At 61.7% G+C, this 17049-nt stretch carries 14 protein-coding genes and 1 pseudogene; 5 read left to right on the forward strand and 10 right to left on the reverse strand.

All coding sequences use genetic code 11. From position 1 onward, the window contains the following. Position 1: 1 nt before the first annotated feature. Positions 2-364: pseudogene (locus FAZ95_RS04195) on the forward strand (Tn3 family transposase); the annotation flags it as partial. 676 nt (positions 365-1040) lie between these two features. On the opposite strand, the gene FAZ95_RS04200 reads toward FAZ95_RS04195, so the two are convergent. The 3 genes from FAZ95_RS04200 to FAZ95_RS04210 all read right to left on the reverse strand — a co-directional run bounded on the left by FAZ95_RS04200 (position 1041) and on the right by FAZ95_RS04210 (position 3021). Further along, on the reverse strand, positions 1041-1601 hold the full coding sequence (locus FAZ95_RS04200) for a hypothetical protein (protein ID WP_137331299.1): 561 nt from the start codon (positions 1599-1601) through the stop codon (positions 1041-1043). 10 nt (positions 1602-1611) lie between these two features. Continuing rightward, on the reverse strand, positions 1612-1803 hold the full coding sequence (locus FAZ95_RS04205) for a hypothetical protein (protein WP_137331300.1): 192 nt from the start codon (positions 1801-1803) through the stop codon (positions 1612-1614). 63 nt (positions 1804-1866) lie between these two features. After that, positions 1867-3021, reverse strand: coding sequence for a M48 family metalloprotease (locus FAZ95_RS04210; protein ID WP_137331301.1), 1155 nt, complete (start codon positions 3019-3021; stop codon positions 1867-1869). A gap of 915 nt (positions 3022-3936) precedes the next feature. On the opposite strand from FAZ95_RS04210, the gene FAZ95_RS04215 reads away from it, so the two are divergent. After that, complete coding sequence (locus tag FAZ95_RS04215; RefSeq protein ID WP_137331302.1) at positions 3937-5646, forward strand: hypothetical protein; 1710 nt, start codon at positions 3937-3939, stop codon at positions 5644-5646. 264 nt (positions 5647-5910) lie between these two features. Next, on the forward strand, positions 5911-6174 hold the full coding sequence (locus FAZ95_RS04220) for a hypothetical protein (RefSeq protein WP_137331303.1): 264 nt from the start codon (positions 5911-5913) through the stop codon (positions 6172-6174). A gap of 456 nt (positions 6175-6630) precedes the next feature. Here the strand turns inward: FAZ95_RS04220 and FAZ95_RS04225 are convergent, their stop codons facing one another. The 6 genes from FAZ95_RS04225 to FAZ95_RS04250 all read right to left on the reverse strand — a co-directional run bounded on the left by FAZ95_RS04225 (position 6631) and on the right by FAZ95_RS04250 (position 13617). Further along, positions 6631-7521: a bestrophin family protein gene (locus FAZ95_RS04225; protein ID WP_137331304.1), complete on the reverse strand. Its 891-nt coding sequence runs from the start codon at positions 7519-7521 to the stop codon at positions 6631-6633. Beyond that, positions 7518-8228 carry a carbonic anhydrase gene (locus FAZ95_RS04230; RefSeq protein ID WP_137331305.1) on the reverse strand — a complete coding sequence of 237 codons (711 nt, stop codon included), beginning with the start codon at positions 8226-8228 and terminating at the stop codon, positions 7518-7520. Before FAZ95_RS04230 ends, FAZ95_RS04225 begins: the two co-directional genes overlap by 4 nt. Before the next feature lie 184 nt (positions 8229-8412). Further along, positions 8413-9042 (reverse strand): ATP-dependent Clp endopeptidase proteolytic subunit ClpP, encoded by a 630-nt coding sequence (gene clpP, locus FAZ95_RS04235; protein ID WP_137331306.1) that lies wholly within the window; start codon positions 9040-9042, stop codon positions 8413-8415. Between the two features lie 114 nt (positions 9043-9156). Next, complete coding sequence (locus FAZ95_RS04240; RefSeq protein WP_137334418.1) at positions 9157-10431, reverse strand: EAL domain-containing protein; 1275 nt, start codon at positions 10429-10431, stop codon at positions 9157-9159. 225 nt (positions 10432-10656) lie between these two features. Next, a complete protein-coding gene (mdtD, locus tag FAZ95_RS04245) occupies positions 10657-12108 on the reverse strand; it encodes a multidrug transporter subunit MdtD (protein WP_137331307.1) in 1452 nt (483 codons plus the stop codon). A gap of 72 nt (positions 12109-12180) precedes the next feature. Beyond that, a complete protein-coding gene (locus FAZ95_RS04250; RefSeq protein ID WP_137331308.1) occupies positions 12181-13617 on the reverse strand; it encodes an aminotransferase-like domain-containing protein in 1437 nt (478 codons plus the stop codon). 140 nt (positions 13618-13757) lie between these two features. On the opposite strand from FAZ95_RS04250, the gene FAZ95_RS04255 reads away from it, so the two are divergent. Next, positions 13758-14063, forward strand: a complete 306-nt coding sequence (locus FAZ95_RS04255) for a DUF2917 domain-containing protein (protein ID WP_137331309.1) — start codon at positions 13758-13760, stop codon at positions 14061-14063. A 14-nt stretch (positions 14064-14077) separates the two neighbouring features. On the opposite strand, the gene FAZ95_RS04260 is transcribed toward FAZ95_RS04255, so the two are convergent. Continuing rightward, positions 14078-15316: a citrate/2-methylcitrate synthase gene (locus FAZ95_RS04260; RefSeq protein ID WP_137331310.1), complete on the reverse strand. Its 1239-nt coding sequence runs from the start codon at positions 15314-15316 to the stop codon at positions 14078-14080. Positions 15317-15515: 199 nt separating this feature from the next. Here FAZ95_RS04260 and FAZ95_RS04265 point away from each other — a divergent pair, with 199 nt between their 5' ends. Then, entirely contained in the window at positions 15516-16916 is a 1401-nt protein-coding gene (locus FAZ95_RS04265) for a CoA transferase (protein ID WP_137331311.1), read from the forward strand. Positions 16917-17049 lie beyond the last annotated feature (133 nt).

Raw genomic sequence — 17049 nt, forward strand, 5'->3', positions numbered from 1 at the left:
GCAGCATGTGTTGAACCGCTGAGAAGCCGTACATAATGTTCAGCGCGCGATCCATATCGGCAAGATTCCCGTCGAACTGGCCCGACGCCAGGAACCACTGTCGGCGGTTTCCTCCGCGCTGACACTTCTCTCCAATATCCTGATGGCGTGGAACACCACCCACATGCAACGCGTCGTGGACGAGTTACAGGTTGCCACGGGCCAGCTACTGCAATTTGAACAGTTAAGGCGAATCGCGCCGACCCACCTCGATGGCATCAACCTGCGTGGGACGTTCAACTTCCCGGTAGCTCGGTACGCGCGACGAATCCTTCCAAGTCTCCCGAGTGATCTGCCCGCTGCGACAGCCAGTCGTCATGCATAAACAATCGAGTTCTGGCGATTGAATCGATATTGCAAACGACGTTTGCAATGTCGGCTTGTCCTTGCGCTTTGCGGAAAGAACCATCGGGCTGCCAGGTCATCCACGCAAATGTGGGGCCCTCGAAGGGGCAGTCAGCAGGTGATTTGATTAGAAAGACAATTTAAACGGGGCCGCAAGGCAGACTCGTGCCATGCTCAGGTGCCCCTAACCGGAAAAACGCATGGAAATCAAATGCACCCCCTTATGTGGAGCTAGACATAGGCCGACGAGCGGTGACTTTCTTCCGTGACATCGAGCTGTGCAACGGCGACTAGTGAACGGGCCGACTGCACCGAATCGGCGGGCAACTGTGCCCATGCGTCAAATAGCGACGCCGCTAAGGGCAGCCTCGTTGGCCAAGCCAGCCAAGGCGGCCTGTTCGAATGCGGTTAGCTTGCTGACGGACATCTCGGGGCATTTGCTTAGACAGCGATCATGACTTGCCCCGCTGGGGGCGTACGCCACATTGTTCGACCAACCCGAGCAATGCGACCAAGCGTCGAATGGCCCGGTCCTCTTCAAGGAAACGGAAATCGTTGGGTTGCCGCGGCGCTGGGCACTGCGGAAACTGACGCAGGAGGAGGTTCGGCGAAGGCACGAAAATGCCCGCAGTTAGCGGGCTTTGGGGCAGCGCTGACTACGTGAAAATCTCGGACTGTTCATGCCTCAGTTCGTTGATCTTGTCGTGAAGCCGGATTTTCTCGTCGGCTTTTCTCATGGCTGGTTCAGACATAAAGCCGACCAGGTTTTCGAGCTGCGCCACGTCGCCGACAGTCTGAAACTGCTTCGCCTTGTTTACGAAGACAACTGATTTTTTCTTTTGGCGAAGCAGTTCGATGACGTTCCGGAGCGTTCCAGTACTCTTGGCGTCCCAAATCATTAGGCCAAAGTCAGCAGCCTTCGCCATCTCGATGTCCTTCGCTGTGAAGAATGTCCGAGAACCCGGCGCCGCGTGCTTAGTCTGAACGCACTTGACGGGCCAATGACCAATGTTGTTGCGTGGCTTATCGCCACTGCAATAGACGACGGTAAGACTGGCACCCTTTTTAAACAGGTATGCCTGTATCGAGCTGTCGGCGCCGTCAGCATCTCCGACGATGACGGTATGGTCCGCTTCGATGATGTTGTCGATACGCTCGCGTACCTTGGGGTCCAGATGTTTGATGCTGATCGAACCAGCGATGAAAATCTTGGTCATTCGTCGGCCCTCACCATGTCGCGGTTGCGACGTAGACTTTTCCCACCTTCGCATAGGTGCGAAGAACAGCGCAAGCGGCTTCCAACGACGCGCCGGCATCGTACCGAGCATCCATGAGCAGCACATTCCATCTACCATCGCCCGTGATCGCCTCGTTGAGCACGATCTTGCGCTCGAGCGCTTTGACCACTGCGGCGATCATAGACGACTAATCGCAACATACGAAACATCGCTTGTCCCGCCGGCTGCGCCGCGGTAGCACTGATCAGCGCGGCAACCACTCGACCGTTCGTTCGATAGGTCGGACACCGAACACATGCTGCTCGGCAAGACGTTTGGCAGCGACGTTCCACGTCGTGGCAACAATCCGGTAGTACAGATTCTGTAGTGAAATGAACTGATAAGAGGTTCGTGGGCTCGACAGACGTTCTGTTAAGAAGCTGATCGCGCGCCGGCGTTGATATATGCCTGGATGGCTATCGCGCGTACTGCCAGGTAAAGACTTCCCGTTCTTGAGTATCTGATTTCCCTTGCGAATAAATTCCAGCGTTGCAAGAAGAGCCACCGCTCCGGCGTTTGCCAATGCAAATACATTGTTTCGAGGTTCCGAGTTGCCTGCCTCCATGCAGAGCCACGTGGCTAGCATGTCAGCTTCCAATTCCATACCATGTTGTCGATCTCGATCTTCCCCTTCTGCACTCGCAATTCCGCCGCTACCATGCTTCATGATGTGGTGGCCGTATTCATGACCGACCACAAACCACATCATCGATTCCGAGATGTCGTCCTGCACACTGAACTCACGCTCCCCCGGAATACTTATAAAGTCGCCACGAGCAGGGGTGGTTGGATTATGCGAATAATCGTAGTAAAGCGAATACCATTGAGACATTAGATTTTCGTTTTTGAGAAGCTTCTTTTCAATCCTTCGGAAATCCTTTTCGATCGTGAATCCTTCTCGCTTATTTTTCAGTGGAACGCTCAGGGCAAGCAGTTTCGACAATCGGTGAACCAGCAAAAGCAAATTCGACGTTAGCATCACAAGGCTTGTTTCCGTCCCGAATACTGGAGCCTGCATTGCCTCGCTACCCTCGGCAAACAGAGCCCCAAAGGAAACGCCATTCCGAAGGTTGAAGCCGATATTTTCTGCCGCCGTTTCGATTTTATCCACGGCTGCTTTCACCAATGAGTGCGACAATGGCTCGTCTAACGCAGTCTTCACGTCGCCTGGATCATCCAACGCGCGCTCAACCATATCTAGGTCGGCTGTCGGAAGCGCGTTCAAGGTATGCGCGATAGCGGCATGTCGCAAGGTCTGCAGTTTTTGGAGGGCTTGCTCGGCGGAACTCCCGTACCTCACCTGCTGCTGATGTCGATAGTCGTCAGCAGCGGCCATTTCCTCGGCTTTCTCATTGTCCATCTTCGTCCTTTTATTCGTTGCCCTTGTTATCTGGCACGGCAGCGTCGACGCATGCAAACCGGCATTACAGTTTAATCAAATTGGCGCCCTCTATGATAGCGGTTACTGGCGGCAGTGCTAATTCTCTCGACTTTCTGGTTCTCCGTTGACCTCTCGCGCCCAAACACGATCCAGAAAGCTCATGACCAACGGAAAACCGTATCCGGAAAGAGTCTTGAGAACACCTGGTTCTTTCGTCTATTTTTCAGCCCCTTTTACCCCACGCTCGGCGAGAACAAGCCAGTTATAAAAAATGCGTTGCAGAGCAAATCTAGCCGTGAAGTTTGGCGAAGCTGCGCTTCTCGAGACTGCTTGCCTCACCAGTTGTATATCGCCAGTCTTTGGTATTCCACGAAATTCGGACATATTTTCTCTTCGCTTCGTCCTTCATGGCGGCGTTCCTCGCGTCGACTCTTCGTGAATGAACCACATCTCAATGTTGCCCCGCTGGCCTGTACGGCGGGAGGGCGTGTTGATGTATGGCGCTAGGTTCCTGACCCGGAATCGCAATGTTCGGCATTTTCGATCAAAAACCCTGAGGGAGTTTTCGACTTTTTGCTGAGACCCTAAAGCAAATGTCAATGTTGACGATATCAGAAAGGAGATTTCTTTTTTCGTCACAGGTGTACATTTTCTTGTGAGGTCGCAATGGGTAAATCAAACGATAAGATGCTCTTGATCAGAAGCGGTATCAGCTTGCGGGACGTCCGAGACGAAGAAGAGGAGTACCTTGCCAGACGTCGGAATTCCACTGGAGTGGAAAAAACGGCAACTTTGGGGGTTGCGCTATCGGGCGGGGGCGTTCGAGCAGCGTGCTTTGCGCTCGGGGTAATCCATTGGATGGAGAGATCAGGCCACTGGGAGAGGGTGGATTACGTGTCCAGCGTGTCCGGTGGCGGTTACGCAGCGGCCGGCGTATTAGCGGCGTCAAATGACAAGGGAGCAGAAGTTGACAGTGTTACCAGGGCAGAAAGAGTTTTGGCGGAGCTAAACCGCGATGACAATGGATATATCAAAATTTCGGCGCTAACAATCTTGGTGATGCTCTCGCTTTGGGGCATCTCCATGCTGTTGTCCCTGTCTTGGCTTCTGCTTTTGGTGGGGCAGTCCGGGCCGCTTGTAATGGAGATGTTTCCGATACATCATGCGATTGACCGATATGTGCCGGGAGTCGGCTGTCTTGGCTTTCTGCTGGTCGTGATATACCAACTCGTGGCGTCCCGCGTGAGAAAGCGGGCTTCACCAGATGGTCAGGTCTGGTTCTTCCTCGCGATGATCTTCGGTGCCATACAGATGGCGGATCTGGCAGGGCACCTATCAATAGGGCATTCGCCGAGAGCGCTGTATTGGCTGACGTGCGTAGTAGCTGGCCTGATCTGGTTGTTCGTCGGAATTGCCTTGAGCCTGCGTCCTAGTCATCCATCCATCGTCAGGCTGCACGGCCGCGCAGGGTACGCCTTTGGGTTTGCTTTCATTCTATCTGCAGGATTGATCATGCAGGCGTTCATGCGCGATTTGACGCATCACGCTATCGCTGAGGGCTTAAATCTTCTTTATTTCGCGTCCCTGCTGATTGTGCTCTTTGCAATGGTGACGAATCCGAACTGGCTATGTTTGCCTGCGAAGATTTACTACGAAGGACTGAGACGGAAATTTGGTGGCGGTACGGATCAGGCGATACATAAGGTTCATGGCTATGAACGTGCGCCTATCCACCTGATAAACTGCTTCTCACAGTCGCCTGTTGCACGTGACGACGAAAAGAAGCAGCGACGGGGTGGAGAAAATTTCTGCGTTAGCCGTCGTTATTGCGGATCGGCATCCAGTGGGTATTTCCCGACTAAGGAATGGTATGTTGGGAACAAGCGAAAAAGCTGGAAGCATCAGTTTATCTGGCGACTGGTAGCCACTTCAGGGGCGGCGGTCGACATCCACCCGGTCAGGCAGAGCCCGCTACGTAATTCGCTTCTAACGGTGTTCAACATGGGACTTGGGGCGTGGGTGATCAATCCAGCGTTCAATCCCGAGCGTCGGACGTGGCGCCCGTCGTTTTTTCTCAATTCAATGGCGGCGCTGAATGTGCACAACAACCGCACGAAATGGATGCGCCTCAGTGATGGCGGGCATTTTGAGAATCTGGGGATATATGAACTGGTTGCTCGCGAATGCATGGATATCGTAGTGGTGGATGCCGGGCATGATCCGAACTATGAATTCTCGGACCTTGCGTATGCGATCGACAGATGTCGCGAGGACTTTGAGGCTGTGATCGACGTTCCGAACCTCTTTCCGCGTGAGACGCAGAATCGCATTCAGGAGGTGAACCTGACGGGAACGATTCGTTATAAGGGGAAGACCGAGCTCGGCAAGATCACATATATCAAATTGGGGGTGGAGAAATGGCATTCGCTCCCGCTACGGCTGCGGTCTTCAATCGACCGCCATTTTCCCCACGAGCCGACTACAAATCAATTTCCCACGCGGGATTTTATCAACGCCTACTACCGGCTCGGCGTGGAGACGGCATCAAGGGCGTTGCCAGTGGTGATTAGTGAACAAGCTTCCGTTGATGTCGCTGTCGCGTGAGTGCTGCCAGTCCATTTGTTCGCTCACGTGTTTGTCCAGTAGGGGTGGGAGGGACGTGTGAGCGTATCGTTTTCGGTGATCATTTTGGACCATCGGCGATGCACGCGCTTGGTTCGCAGAAGGAATCAGTCCAACGCCGAAATGTTGATACGATAGCTCATGCCGCTTGCCGGTCGAGGGAATCCGCGATGGATATCCTTCGTTCTCGACGAAGTGACAACAGTGATTAGGGGCTGGTGCCCTAGAGAAGCTAAACAAACCGCTATGAGCGACGGTGGATACATGCGCGCCCGCGTCGTCTACGACTATCCGAGAGACGAATTGATAGGGACATTGCTGGCCACGGGCGAGACCTTTGTTACGAGCGATCCGAAACAGATGGCCGAGTTGCTTTTCGCTGCGGGTGTTCGGCATGGTCAGGTACAGATGCCCGATTGGCGCGAGGGAGACATTGCCCCGGCCACTGGCGACAAGATCGCGCTGAATTTTCGCCTAGTCCAGCTCGGACGACAGGAGTCAGGGGAATGAAGCGGTAATCGCGATCGCCTTGACGTTCTATAGAGTGCTTGGTTGATTAGATCCGCGAGTGATTACCGCGCACCGCTCAATGTGTCGAGGCATCGCCCATTGATCGAAACATTGTTAGAAGATCGAGATGTCAGTTGGCGCTAAAGTTCAGAAACCATCTTTCGTATCGCTTTCACGACACGGAACGCTGAACATTGAATCGACTCATATTGCTCTATCAAGTAGTATGGTCATGTCAGCATGACAATTTTTTATATTAACGGCCGGTTCATAGGATTAGCGAGCAAGAAGGCGGGCGTGACTGGTCTGATACTTTGGCGCGCTCGATTTCAAACTTTATTGTGACGAGACACCCAGTCTGGTTTCAGCAGTAAAAGCAGAAAGCCCTCGAATTCGAGGGCTTTCTGCTTTTCGCGCGTCACGTTTTTAAATCGGCGCACGCTCGACGCATTCGACTCACCACAACACGCCTTTCTCCGGCTGCACCGGTTTCAATTCGTGGGCCTCGCCCAGGCTGTCCCGCAAGTCGATCTCGATGGTGCGCGTGATCGCGGTGAGCGGCACGTCGTTCGCCGTATTCGAGAACGGATGTTCCATGTCGTTGCCGATTTGCAGTAATGCGAGAAACAGAAAGCCGACGCCGGTCGAGCCGAGCGGCGTGAAGATGCGGAGCGATTCGACGAGACCGAGCGGCAACAGGATGCAGAACACGTGCGTGAATAGCGCAGGGTAGGTCGCATATTGCTGAGGAAAGGGCGTGTTCCGGATGCGCTCCATGCCGCCTTGCGCATTCAGCAGTTCGCGCATCGTCTGTTCGATGGTGGTCAGCCGGATGCTGTCGAGCGATGCTTCGCGCGCGATGATTCGTGCCGTCTCGTTGAGTATCGTGTTTGGCACATTCGCGACTTGCTGCAGGCGCGCGATCTCGTCTTGCGGCAGACGGGGCGCGAGTTCGTCCCATGGCGTCTGGCGGCGCAGATGCAGGCGCAGCGCGTGAACGTAGGCAACGTGCCGGAGGATCAGCAAGCGCTGCAATGCCGTTGCTTCGAATGGCAGCAGCGTCTGCATTTCGCGTCCGAAGCTGCGCGAGTAGTTGATCATCGCGCCCCACAGCGTGCGCGCTTCCCACCAGCGCGCGTAGGCTGCGGTGTTGCGAAAGGCCAGGTAGATCGCGATCGCGGAGCCGAGCAAGGATAACGGCAGATGCGGAAACGAGATGTACCGGTTATCGATGCCTTTAATGAAATACGCGATGGTGACGAGCACGTCCCAGAAGAACAACAAAGCCAGCGGGCGCCCGACATAGAAAACGACTTGTCCGAGGCGAGCGCGGCCCGGAACGATCACGGCGCGGCCTTGTTCTGCGGATTCTGCAGACGCTCGCGCGCTTCTTCGAGCGTCTGGTACTGGCTGCCCTGTTCGTCGAACACGGAGATCTTGCCGTGCCCGATGTCGTACACCCAGCCCTGCACCGCGAGCCGTCCAACGGCCAGACGCGCCGCGACGGCCGGGTGGGTGCGCAGATGCATCAACTGCAGGCGTACGTTTTCCTCGACCAGCGCCTCGACGACGTGATCGTGCTCGATCTTGCGCGTACGCACGACGCTGCGCGCGGCTTCGGCATTGCGCAGCCACGCATGGACGGTCGGCATCTCCTCGGCAATCGATACGTCCGCCGCAAGCCCCTTCATCGCGCCGCAATCGGTATGACCGCACACGACGACTTGCCGGACATTGAGCGCGAGCACCGCATACTCGACGACCGCCGAGACGCCGCCGAGCATCTCGCCGTACGCGGGCACGATGTTGCCGATATTGCGGCACACGAACAATTCGCCGGGACGGGTCTGCGTGATCATTTCCGGCGACACGCGCGAGTCGGCGCACGTGATGAACAGCGTGTGCGGGTGCTGCTGGTGCGCGAGGCTCTTGAACAGGTCTTCGTTGCCGGGGAAGACGTCGCGGCTGAACTCGTCGACGCCCGACAGCAGGTAGAGCAGATCCGGCGTGTCGGAGCCCGCACGCCCACCGTTGACAGGGGAGTTGCTTGACATGGCGCGCCTTCGTTTCGTGAGTGGAGGGTGGCCCGACGGGTAGCCCGAAAAGCGCGCCGGGACCGCACAGCGGAAGTTTATGCCGCCGATGTGTCCGGCGTATAGCGGACCGCGCGCCGTGCTAGACGTTGGCGCGATTTACACCGACGAATGCCGCGCCGCCTCGATGCCACACCCGCGCCGCTCAAAGCAGATTGCGGCTCGCGGCTGACGGCAGCGAAGTGCGCTCCGTCAGCACGTCGTCGATCAAGCCGTACTCCTTGGCGGCGGCCGCGGACATGAAGTTATCGCGATCGGTGTCCTTCGCGATCTGCTCGACGCTTTGGCCCGTGCGCTCGGCGAGCACCTTGTTCAAGCGTTCGCGCAAGAATAAGACTTCCTTTGCCTGGATCTCGACGTCGGCGGCCGTGCCTTGGCTCCCGCCCGAGGGCTGGTGAATCATGATGCGCGCGTTCGGCAGCGCGAAGCGTTTGCCTTTTGCCCCGGCGGCGAGAAGGAACGTGCCCATGCTCGCGGCGAAGCCCGTGCACAGCGTCGACACGTCCGGCTTGATGAACTGCATCGTGTCGTAGATCGCGAGGCCGTCGTACACCGAGCCGCCCGGCGAGTTGATGTAGAAATAAATGTCCTTGTCGGGATTCTCCGATTCGAGGAACAGCATCTGCGCGACGATCAGGCTCGCCGTCTGTTCCTCCACCGGTCCGACCAGGAACACGATGCGCTCCCGCAAGAGGCGCGAATAGATGTCGTAGGCGCGCTCGCCGCGTCCCGATTGTTCGATGACGGTCGGTACGAGCTGGTTGTATGGCTGCATGACGTTCCTCGTAATCGGCGGGGGCCATCCGGCGCTCCGGGTGCCGGCCCTCCGGCAAACCCAGTGCACAAGATAGTCCTTTTTCGCTTCGCCTGCCGAGGGGGGAGGTCGCCGTCAAACGCGATGCAGGGCCGCTTCCCAGTTGATGTCGGCGCACAGCACCTGCAGGCCGTGCGCGGTCTGCGCCGCGATCGACGCCGTCACGCACAAATGCGCCTCGTTGATCGATAGATACGGCGCGGTCAGATGCGCGCGCCCCGGGGCGCGCATCGCTTCGATGAAGTAGGGACGGCGCTCCCAGCTCGCGCCTTCCGAATGCAGGAGCGGCGAGAAGCGCTTCGCGCGCCGCGACACGCGCCCCGGCGGCACGACGTTGTCGCCGATCTGCCGGCCCGACGCGTCGAGCAGGAAGCAGCGCGCGGTCTCGCTCAAGGCAAGCAGCGGCGCGGCGGCGTGCTCGACGTCGTCGCCCGCGACGATGCGCGCGCTCGCTTCTTCCAGCGCGCGGACATACGGTGCGAGCCGCGCGTGCTGCGCCCGCTCGCGCGCGGCGACGCGCCGGCGTAGCGCGGCCGACAGCGCGTCCATCACGCCCGCGGCCGTCTCCGGCTTGACCGGCTCGACGCTCGGTCCGGCGAAGAACGTGCCTTGCACGAAGTCGACGTCGCATTCGAGCGCGATCAGCGCGTCGCGCTCGGTCGCGAGGCCGCCCATCAGCACCAGCTGCCCCGACTCGTGCAGCAGCGACACCAGCCCGGGCAGCACGCGCTCGATGTGCGAGTGCTCGCTCGCTTGCGCGAGGATGCAGCGGTCGAGCGTGACGATATCCGGATGCAGGTGCCAGACGCGGTCGATATTCGAATGCTTCGCGCCGAAGCCGCCGAGCGCGATCAGGAAACCGGATTTGCGCAGCCCGTCGATGATTTCAGCGAAGCGCGTCGTTTCGCCGCCCGCCTGCTCGGGCACCTCCAGCACGACGCGCTGCGGAGAGAGTCCGAGCGCCTTGAGGCCGGCGAGCAGGGCGTCGCCGTAGCTCGTGTCCATCAGCGCGGCCGGGTGCAGGCTCAGGAAGAGCCACTCGTCGTGGCTGTCGAAGGCGTTGAAGTTGCCCAGGTGCAGCGATTCGGCGAGCCGCCCCAGCTCCAGCAGGTCGCCGCGCCGCGCCGCCTGCGTGAACACCTCGTGCGACGGCGCGTGCACGCCTTGTTCGTCGTGCGCGCGCAGCGACGCGTGGTAGCCGATCGCGCGCCGGTGCGACACCGAAAACACCGGCTGGAACACGCTGAGCACGGTGTAGCCGCCATACAGAATGGTGCGCCGGGCGCCTTCGTCGCCGGCCATCGGCCGCGGCGGCTGGAAGCCGGGTGGATCGAGATCGATCATGCTCATGTCGGTCATGGAGTCAGGCGGTGCACGGTTTTCGAGGTGGGCAGCGGCAAAGTTTACAGGATCGGCACGCAAGAAGCATGCGCGGGACATCGGGTGTTCCGGCCGCAGCAAGACACGTTTTAGCGCGCTTTGGCGCACTGTCGTAGTGCACCGCGTGCCCCGCCGCGGGTCGAGGCCATGCCTGCGCTCCGCGGCTGGCCGTGCTCCGAGGCAGGCCCGGTGTCGTCAGGTCCGCTCGGAAGGATCCGTTTTCCTCGCCGTCGTCCGGATATCCGGTGCCAATTGCGCGAAGATCCACGCCGATCCCGATGTAATGATCCCGACGCACAGGAACGTCGCGTGGAACGCCGGCAGCGGGTTGGCCGTGCTCGCGCGCGGGATCAGATCCGTGAAGGTGGTCAGCAGCGCGCCCGCGACCGTCACGCCGAGGCTCATCGACAGCATCTGCACGAGCGAGAACAGGCTGTTGCCGCTGCTCGCGCCGCCGGTGCCGAGGTCTTTCAGCGTGAGCGTGTTCATGGCGGTGAACTGCATCGAGTTGACGCTGCCGAAGATCGCGAGCTGCACGAGCCGCAGCCACATCGGCTGATGGAGGCTCGTCAGCAGGAAGCTCGCCATCATGAGCCCCACGAGCACCGTGTTCACGACGAGCACCTTGCGATAGCCGTGCTTCATGATGAGGTTCGTGACCAGCCGCTTCGAGAACATGCCCGCCGCCGCGACCGGCAGCATCATCAGGCCCGCTTCGAACGCGCTGTAGCCGAGGCTTACCTGCAGCAGCAGCGGGATCAGGTACGGCATCGCGCCGCTGCCGATCCGCGCGAACAGGTTGCCGAGCAGGCCCACGCTGAACGTATGGATCTGGAACAGATCGAGCGGGAAGATCGGCCGCTCCGCGCGCGTCGCGTGCAGGCCATACGCGACGAAGCAGGCGAGGCTCAGGATCAGCAGCACGAGCACTGTCGCGTGCTGCAGGCCGAGCTCGGCCAAGCCGTCGAGCGAGAACGTGATCGCGACCATGCCGAGCGCGAGCAGCAGGTAGCCCTTGAGATCGAAACGGGCGGTGTCGGGATTCTTCGCGTCGGGCATGTAGATGAAGGTGGCGATGCAGCCCGCCACGCCGACCGGCACGTTGATCAGGAAGATCCAGTGCCACGACGCGATCTTCACGAGCCAGCCGCCGAGCGTCGGGCCGATCAGCGGACCGATCAGGCCGGGGACGGCGACGAACGCCAGCGCAGACAGGTAGCGTTCGGCCGGAAACACGCGCAGCACGGCCAGCCGTCCGACCGGCAGCAGCATCGCGCCGCCCACGCCCTGCATCACACGCCACACGACGAGCTGCGAGAGCGTGTGCGCGTTCGCGCACAGGAGCGAGCCGAGCGCGAAGATCAGGATCGCGCTGAAGAAGACGCGCCGGATGCCGAGCTTGTCTGCGAGCCAGCCCGAGACGGGGATCATCACCGCCATCGTCAGCGAGTACGCGATCACCACCGATTGCATCCTGAGCGGCGATTCGCCGAGGCTTCGCGCCATCGACGGCAGCGCCGTGTTGACGATCGTCGAATCGAGCGTCTGCATGAAGAAGCCGGTGGCGACGAGCCACAGCAGCACGTTCAGCGACTTTGGGGAGTAGGTGCGGGCAGGAGAGGAGGCAGTGGTCGGTGGATGGGACATGGGCTGGGCGTGGCGCGCCCGCCATGAAGCGGGCGCGTAATGAACCAGTTGGTGAAATCGACGCCCGCTATTCTATTCCGCCGTCACGCTTTCCCGCGCGGGTTCCAGCTCGACCGCGCGCGCGAAGAAGGTGCGGGCGCGTGGATCGTTCGTGTACGCCGTGTTGATGCGGATCCACGGGGAGGTTTCCGAGTGTGGCCGGAAATAGCTTCCCGGCGCCACGTTGACTCCGCAGGCCGCGCCGCATTCCACGAGCTGCTGCGAGTCGTCGATGTGCGGTACGCGCGCCCAGACGAACTTGCCGCCCGCCGGCTTCGCGAACACTTCCCAGCCCTGTGCTTCGAGCGTCTGCACGGTGGCGCCGAGCGCGTCGTTGATGCGCCGGCGCAGGCGATCGAGGTACTTGCGGTACGCGCCGCGCTCGAGCAGCGCGAGCGCCACGCTCTCCGCAAAGAGCGAGCCGCTGATGCTCGTGAGCGCCTTGATGTCGGCGAGATCCTTGATGACCTTGGGGTTCGCCGCGACGAAGCCGATCCGCAGCGACGACGACATGGTCTTCGACAGCCCGCCGATATAGATCACCTGTTCGAGCTGGTCGAGCGTGGCGAGGCGGTCGGTCGGCTCGGCCTGGAAGTCGGCGTAGATGTCGTCTTCGAGGATCGTGAAGCCGTGCTCGCGCGCAAGCTGCAACAACCGGAACGCGACGGGCGGCGTGACCGTCGTGCCGGTCGGATTGTGGAACACGGTGTTGATGAAGAAGAGGCGCGGGCGATGGCGCTTCAGCTGCTCCTGCAGCACGTCGAGATCGGGTCCGTTCACCGTGCGCGGAATGCCGACCACATTCACCCCGTGCAGCTTCAAGAGCCCGAACAGATTGTAGTAGCCGGGGTCTTCGACAAACATCGTGTCGCCGGCCTTGAGCATGTAGCGGATCACGAGGTCGAGCGCCTGGCTCGCGCCGTTCGTGATCAGAATCTGCGAGACGTTCGTGTGGATGCCGACGAGGGCGGCGCGCGCGTGGAGGTGCTCGCGCAAGGCGGGATGACCGAGCGGTGTCGCGTAGTCGATCATGCTCAGCGGATCGCCTCGCGACACTTGGCGAACCGCTTGCGCGAGGCCGTCGATGTCGCGCCATGCCTCGGGGATGAAGCCGCCGCCGAGCTTCAGGTGCTCTCCCGGGTAGTTGAACTGCTGGAGGATGTGAATCGACTCTTCCTCGGCGCGGCGCGGGTCCGTGGTGCCCTGGCATTCGTCGTTGGCCGGCGCGTGCCGCGACACGTAAAAGCCCGAGCCGTGCCGCGAATCGACGTAGCCCAGCGAGACGAGCCGGTCATAAGCCTCGATGACGGGGAAGCGGCTCACGCCGTAGTCGGCCGCGAACTGGCGGATCGACGGCAGCTTCGTGCCCGCATGCACGTCCCGCGAACGAATCCAGCCCTGCACGCCGGCCACGATTTGCTCGGTGAGCGGCACGCCGCTTTCGCGGTCGAGATTGAGATCGGGTTTCATGCGGCGTCACCTCACTGTTCGGTAATTCGCCTGAACAGTTTCAGTGAAACTGTTCGGAACTGTGCATGTGATTCTAGTCGCCGCGTCTCAATAATGAGGCTACGTAGTTTCCCTAGGACGCCTCTTCAAGGAGCACAGCGATGCGTGAAATCCGGACTTTTGAACTCGAGCACGGCGAACCGGCTGCCGCTTGGCAGATCGACCGGGCGGCCATGCTCACGGTGACGGAAGGCGAAATCTGGCTGACGGCCGAGGGCGATTCCGAGGACTACTGGCTCAAGCCGGGCGAGCCGTTCGTGCTGCCCGAAGGCGCGCGGACCTGGGTCAGCGCCGGGCGCGGCGGGGCGAAGTTCGCGCTGGCGTTCTCGAGTGCGGGGCGCGGCGTGGCGGCAACCTCGGCTCCGGCGGCGCGCAGCTGGATGCCGCGCTGGCTGAATGCGGCTTGAGCGTGGCTTGACCGTTACGCCGTCTCCGGATGCGCGCCGATATAACGCGCGCGCGGCCGGATCAGGCTGCCGTCCGCGGTCTGCTCCATCGCATGCGCGATCCAGCCGGTCACGCGGCCGAGCGCGAACAGCGTGAACGCCGCGCCGGCAGGCAACCCCAGCACGCGCTCGAGCGAAGCCAGCGCGAAGTCGACGTTCGGCGCGAGCCCGGTTGTGTCCTTCACCGCGCGCACGATCGCGCCGATCTCCGCCATTGCCGCTATTTCCGCGCGCGTACCGGCGCGCTCTGCGAGCCCATCGAGCAGCAGTTGCGCGCGCGGATCGCCGTGCGGATAGAGCGGATGCCCGAAGCCAGACACAGGGTGGCGGCGCGTGCCGTCGTCGTCGCGAGCGAGGCGGCCGGCGAGATAGCGGTCGATGTCGCCGGCGCGCGCCGCTTCGTCGAAGAACGCCGCGACGCGCGCGGTCTCGCCGCCATGGCGCGGACCCGACAGCGCGGCGAGACCGCCCGCCACCGCGCCGAACAGATGGGTGCCGGTCGACGTGATGCAGCGCACGGTGAACGTCGACGGATTCAGCTCGTGGTCGGCGCAGACGACGAGCGCCATGCGCAGCAACTCCGCGTGCCGCCGGTTGCGCACGCCCCACGTCGTGGCGAGCTGGCGGTGCAGCGGTTCGTTCGACGGCGCCGCCGAGATCATCGCGGCGGCCAACAGGCGCATCAACGCGCAGGCGGTGTCGAGCTGCGCGTCGCGGCCGAGCGCCCAGACGCGCGGCATCTGCGCGGCGGCGGCCGGCAGCAGCACGAGCGCGCGATCGAGCGGCGCACTGTCGCTCCATAACTTCAGCCATGCGGACCATTGCGCGCCGGTGATCGGCGCGGCGGGCGCCTCGGCGATTCGACGCGCGCTGCATTCCCAGAGCAGCGCGGCGGCTTCTTCGAGCGTCGCGCTTCTGGCTAGCTCGATCGCATCGTGCCCGCGGTAGAAAAGGCGGCCGTCGGCAACCAGCGTGATCCGCGATTCGAGCACCGGAACGCCCCAATCGAGCACCTTTTGCGCGACCTTGCCCGCGCGTTTGCCGTCCTCTTTTCGGCGCGCGAGGCGGCGCACTTCGTCGGCGTCGTAGAGGCGGCGCTTGCTGTCGGCGTCCGGCGACGAGCGCAGGATGCCGCGGCTCACGTACGCGTAGAGCGTCGGGACGCTGATGCCGAGCGCGGCGGCGGCTTCGGCGGCGGTCAGATGGCTGGGCATCGATCGATCTCTTCCGGTTCTATTCGAGAAATGGGTACAGGCTTCAGACGAGAAACCAAACAAATCGATATATGTTGATTATTTGAATCAAGATTGATCACGATTGAGGCCGATTCTAGACTCGTCTCAACGTCTCAGCCATTGCTATTCAGCCATCGCTGTTTAGTCACCCTCTCTCTGCCACCGCCTCTCGCCGATCATGACTCCGCTCATCGCTCTGGAACACCTCTGGTCGGTCGCCGAATGCGATCCTGCCGCGCTCGAATCGATCGTCATGGATGGCAATGATCCGGGGCTGCCTTCGGTCTATCGCGTCGGCACGCTCGCGTCGGCGACGATCGGCGCGATGGCGCTTGCCGCGGCCGAATGTTTTCGTCTGCGCACGGGGCGCCGGCAACGTGTCGAAGTCGAGATGCGCCGCACGCTCGCGTCGTTTCGCAGCGAACGGTATTTGCGTCTGAACGACGGGCCGGCGCCGGAGCTGCGCGGTCCGCTCACCGGCTTCTACGAGACGCGCGACGGGCGCTGGATTCAGCTGCATACGAATTTCGAGCATCACCGCGACGGCGTGCTCAAGGTGCTCGGCTGTGCGAACGACCATGACGCGGTGGCGGAAGCGATTCGCGGCTGGAACGGCGCGGCGCTCGACCAGACGCTCGCGGATGCGGGGCTGTGCGCCGCGTTGATCCGCACGCCGCGCGAGTGGGCGGCGCTGGAGCAGGCGGCGGCGATCGCCAATTTGCCGCTCTTTCAGATCGAGCGGATCGGGCAGCAGGGCGATGCGCCGCCCGAGCCGGTGGGCAGCGGCGCCGAGCGGCCGCTTGCCGGGACGCGCGTGCTGGACCTCTCGCGCATCATTGCCGGGCCGGTGGCGGGGCGCGCGCTCGCGCAGCACGGCGCCGAGGTGCTGCTCGTGAACGGCCCGCATCTGCCGAACATCCCGCCGCTCGTCATCGACAATGGGCGCGGCAAGCGCTCGGCCACCGTCGATCTGCGCAGCGCCGACGGCTGCGCGACGCTGCAAGCGCTGGCCGCCAAGGCCGACGTGTTTCTCCAGTCGTACCGGCCAGGCGCGCTGGCCGCACGCGGCTTCGCACCGGAAGACGTGGCGCGCATGCGGCCGGGCATCGTCTACGTGTCGATTTGCGCGTACGGGCCCACGGGACCATGGGCGGACCGGCGCGGCTTCGACAGCCTGGTGCAGTCGGCGAGCGGAATCGCCTGGAACGAGACACAGGCGGCGCAAGCGGCGCGCCCGCAGCATCTGCCGTGTCAGGCGCTCGATCACGCCACGGGCTATCTCGCCGCGTTCGGCGCGATGGTGGCGCTCGCGCGGCGCGCGACCGAAGGCGGCAGCTGGCACGTGCGGCTCTCGCTCGCGCAGACCGGGCGCTGGCTGCAATCGCTCGGTCAGATCGAAGGCGGCCGGCGCGCGCCGGACGTCACGCTCGACGACGTGCGCGATTGCCTCGAGACCGTCGAATCGCCGTTCGGCAGAGTGCTCGGGACTTCACCCGCTGAGCGGCTCTCCGAAACGCCGCCGTTCTTCGCCCGCCCGCCGGTGCCGATCGGCACCGACGAGGCGCGCTGGATCGCTTAGCCGCTTCTTAGTCGCTTCTTAGTCGCTTAGGAAGCGCTTGCCGCGATTTGTCGGTTTTGACGGAGGTCCAGACGGCGGCGCGTAGCGAGACTCTGGCGGTTAGCGGGGGCGGTGTCGGGCGTGCCCGGCTCAA

Source organism: Trinickia violacea, from assembly GCF_005280735.1.
GTDB classification, from domain to species: Bacteria; Pseudomonadota; Gammaproteobacteria; order Burkholderiales; family Burkholderiaceae; genus Trinickia_A; species Trinickia_A violacea.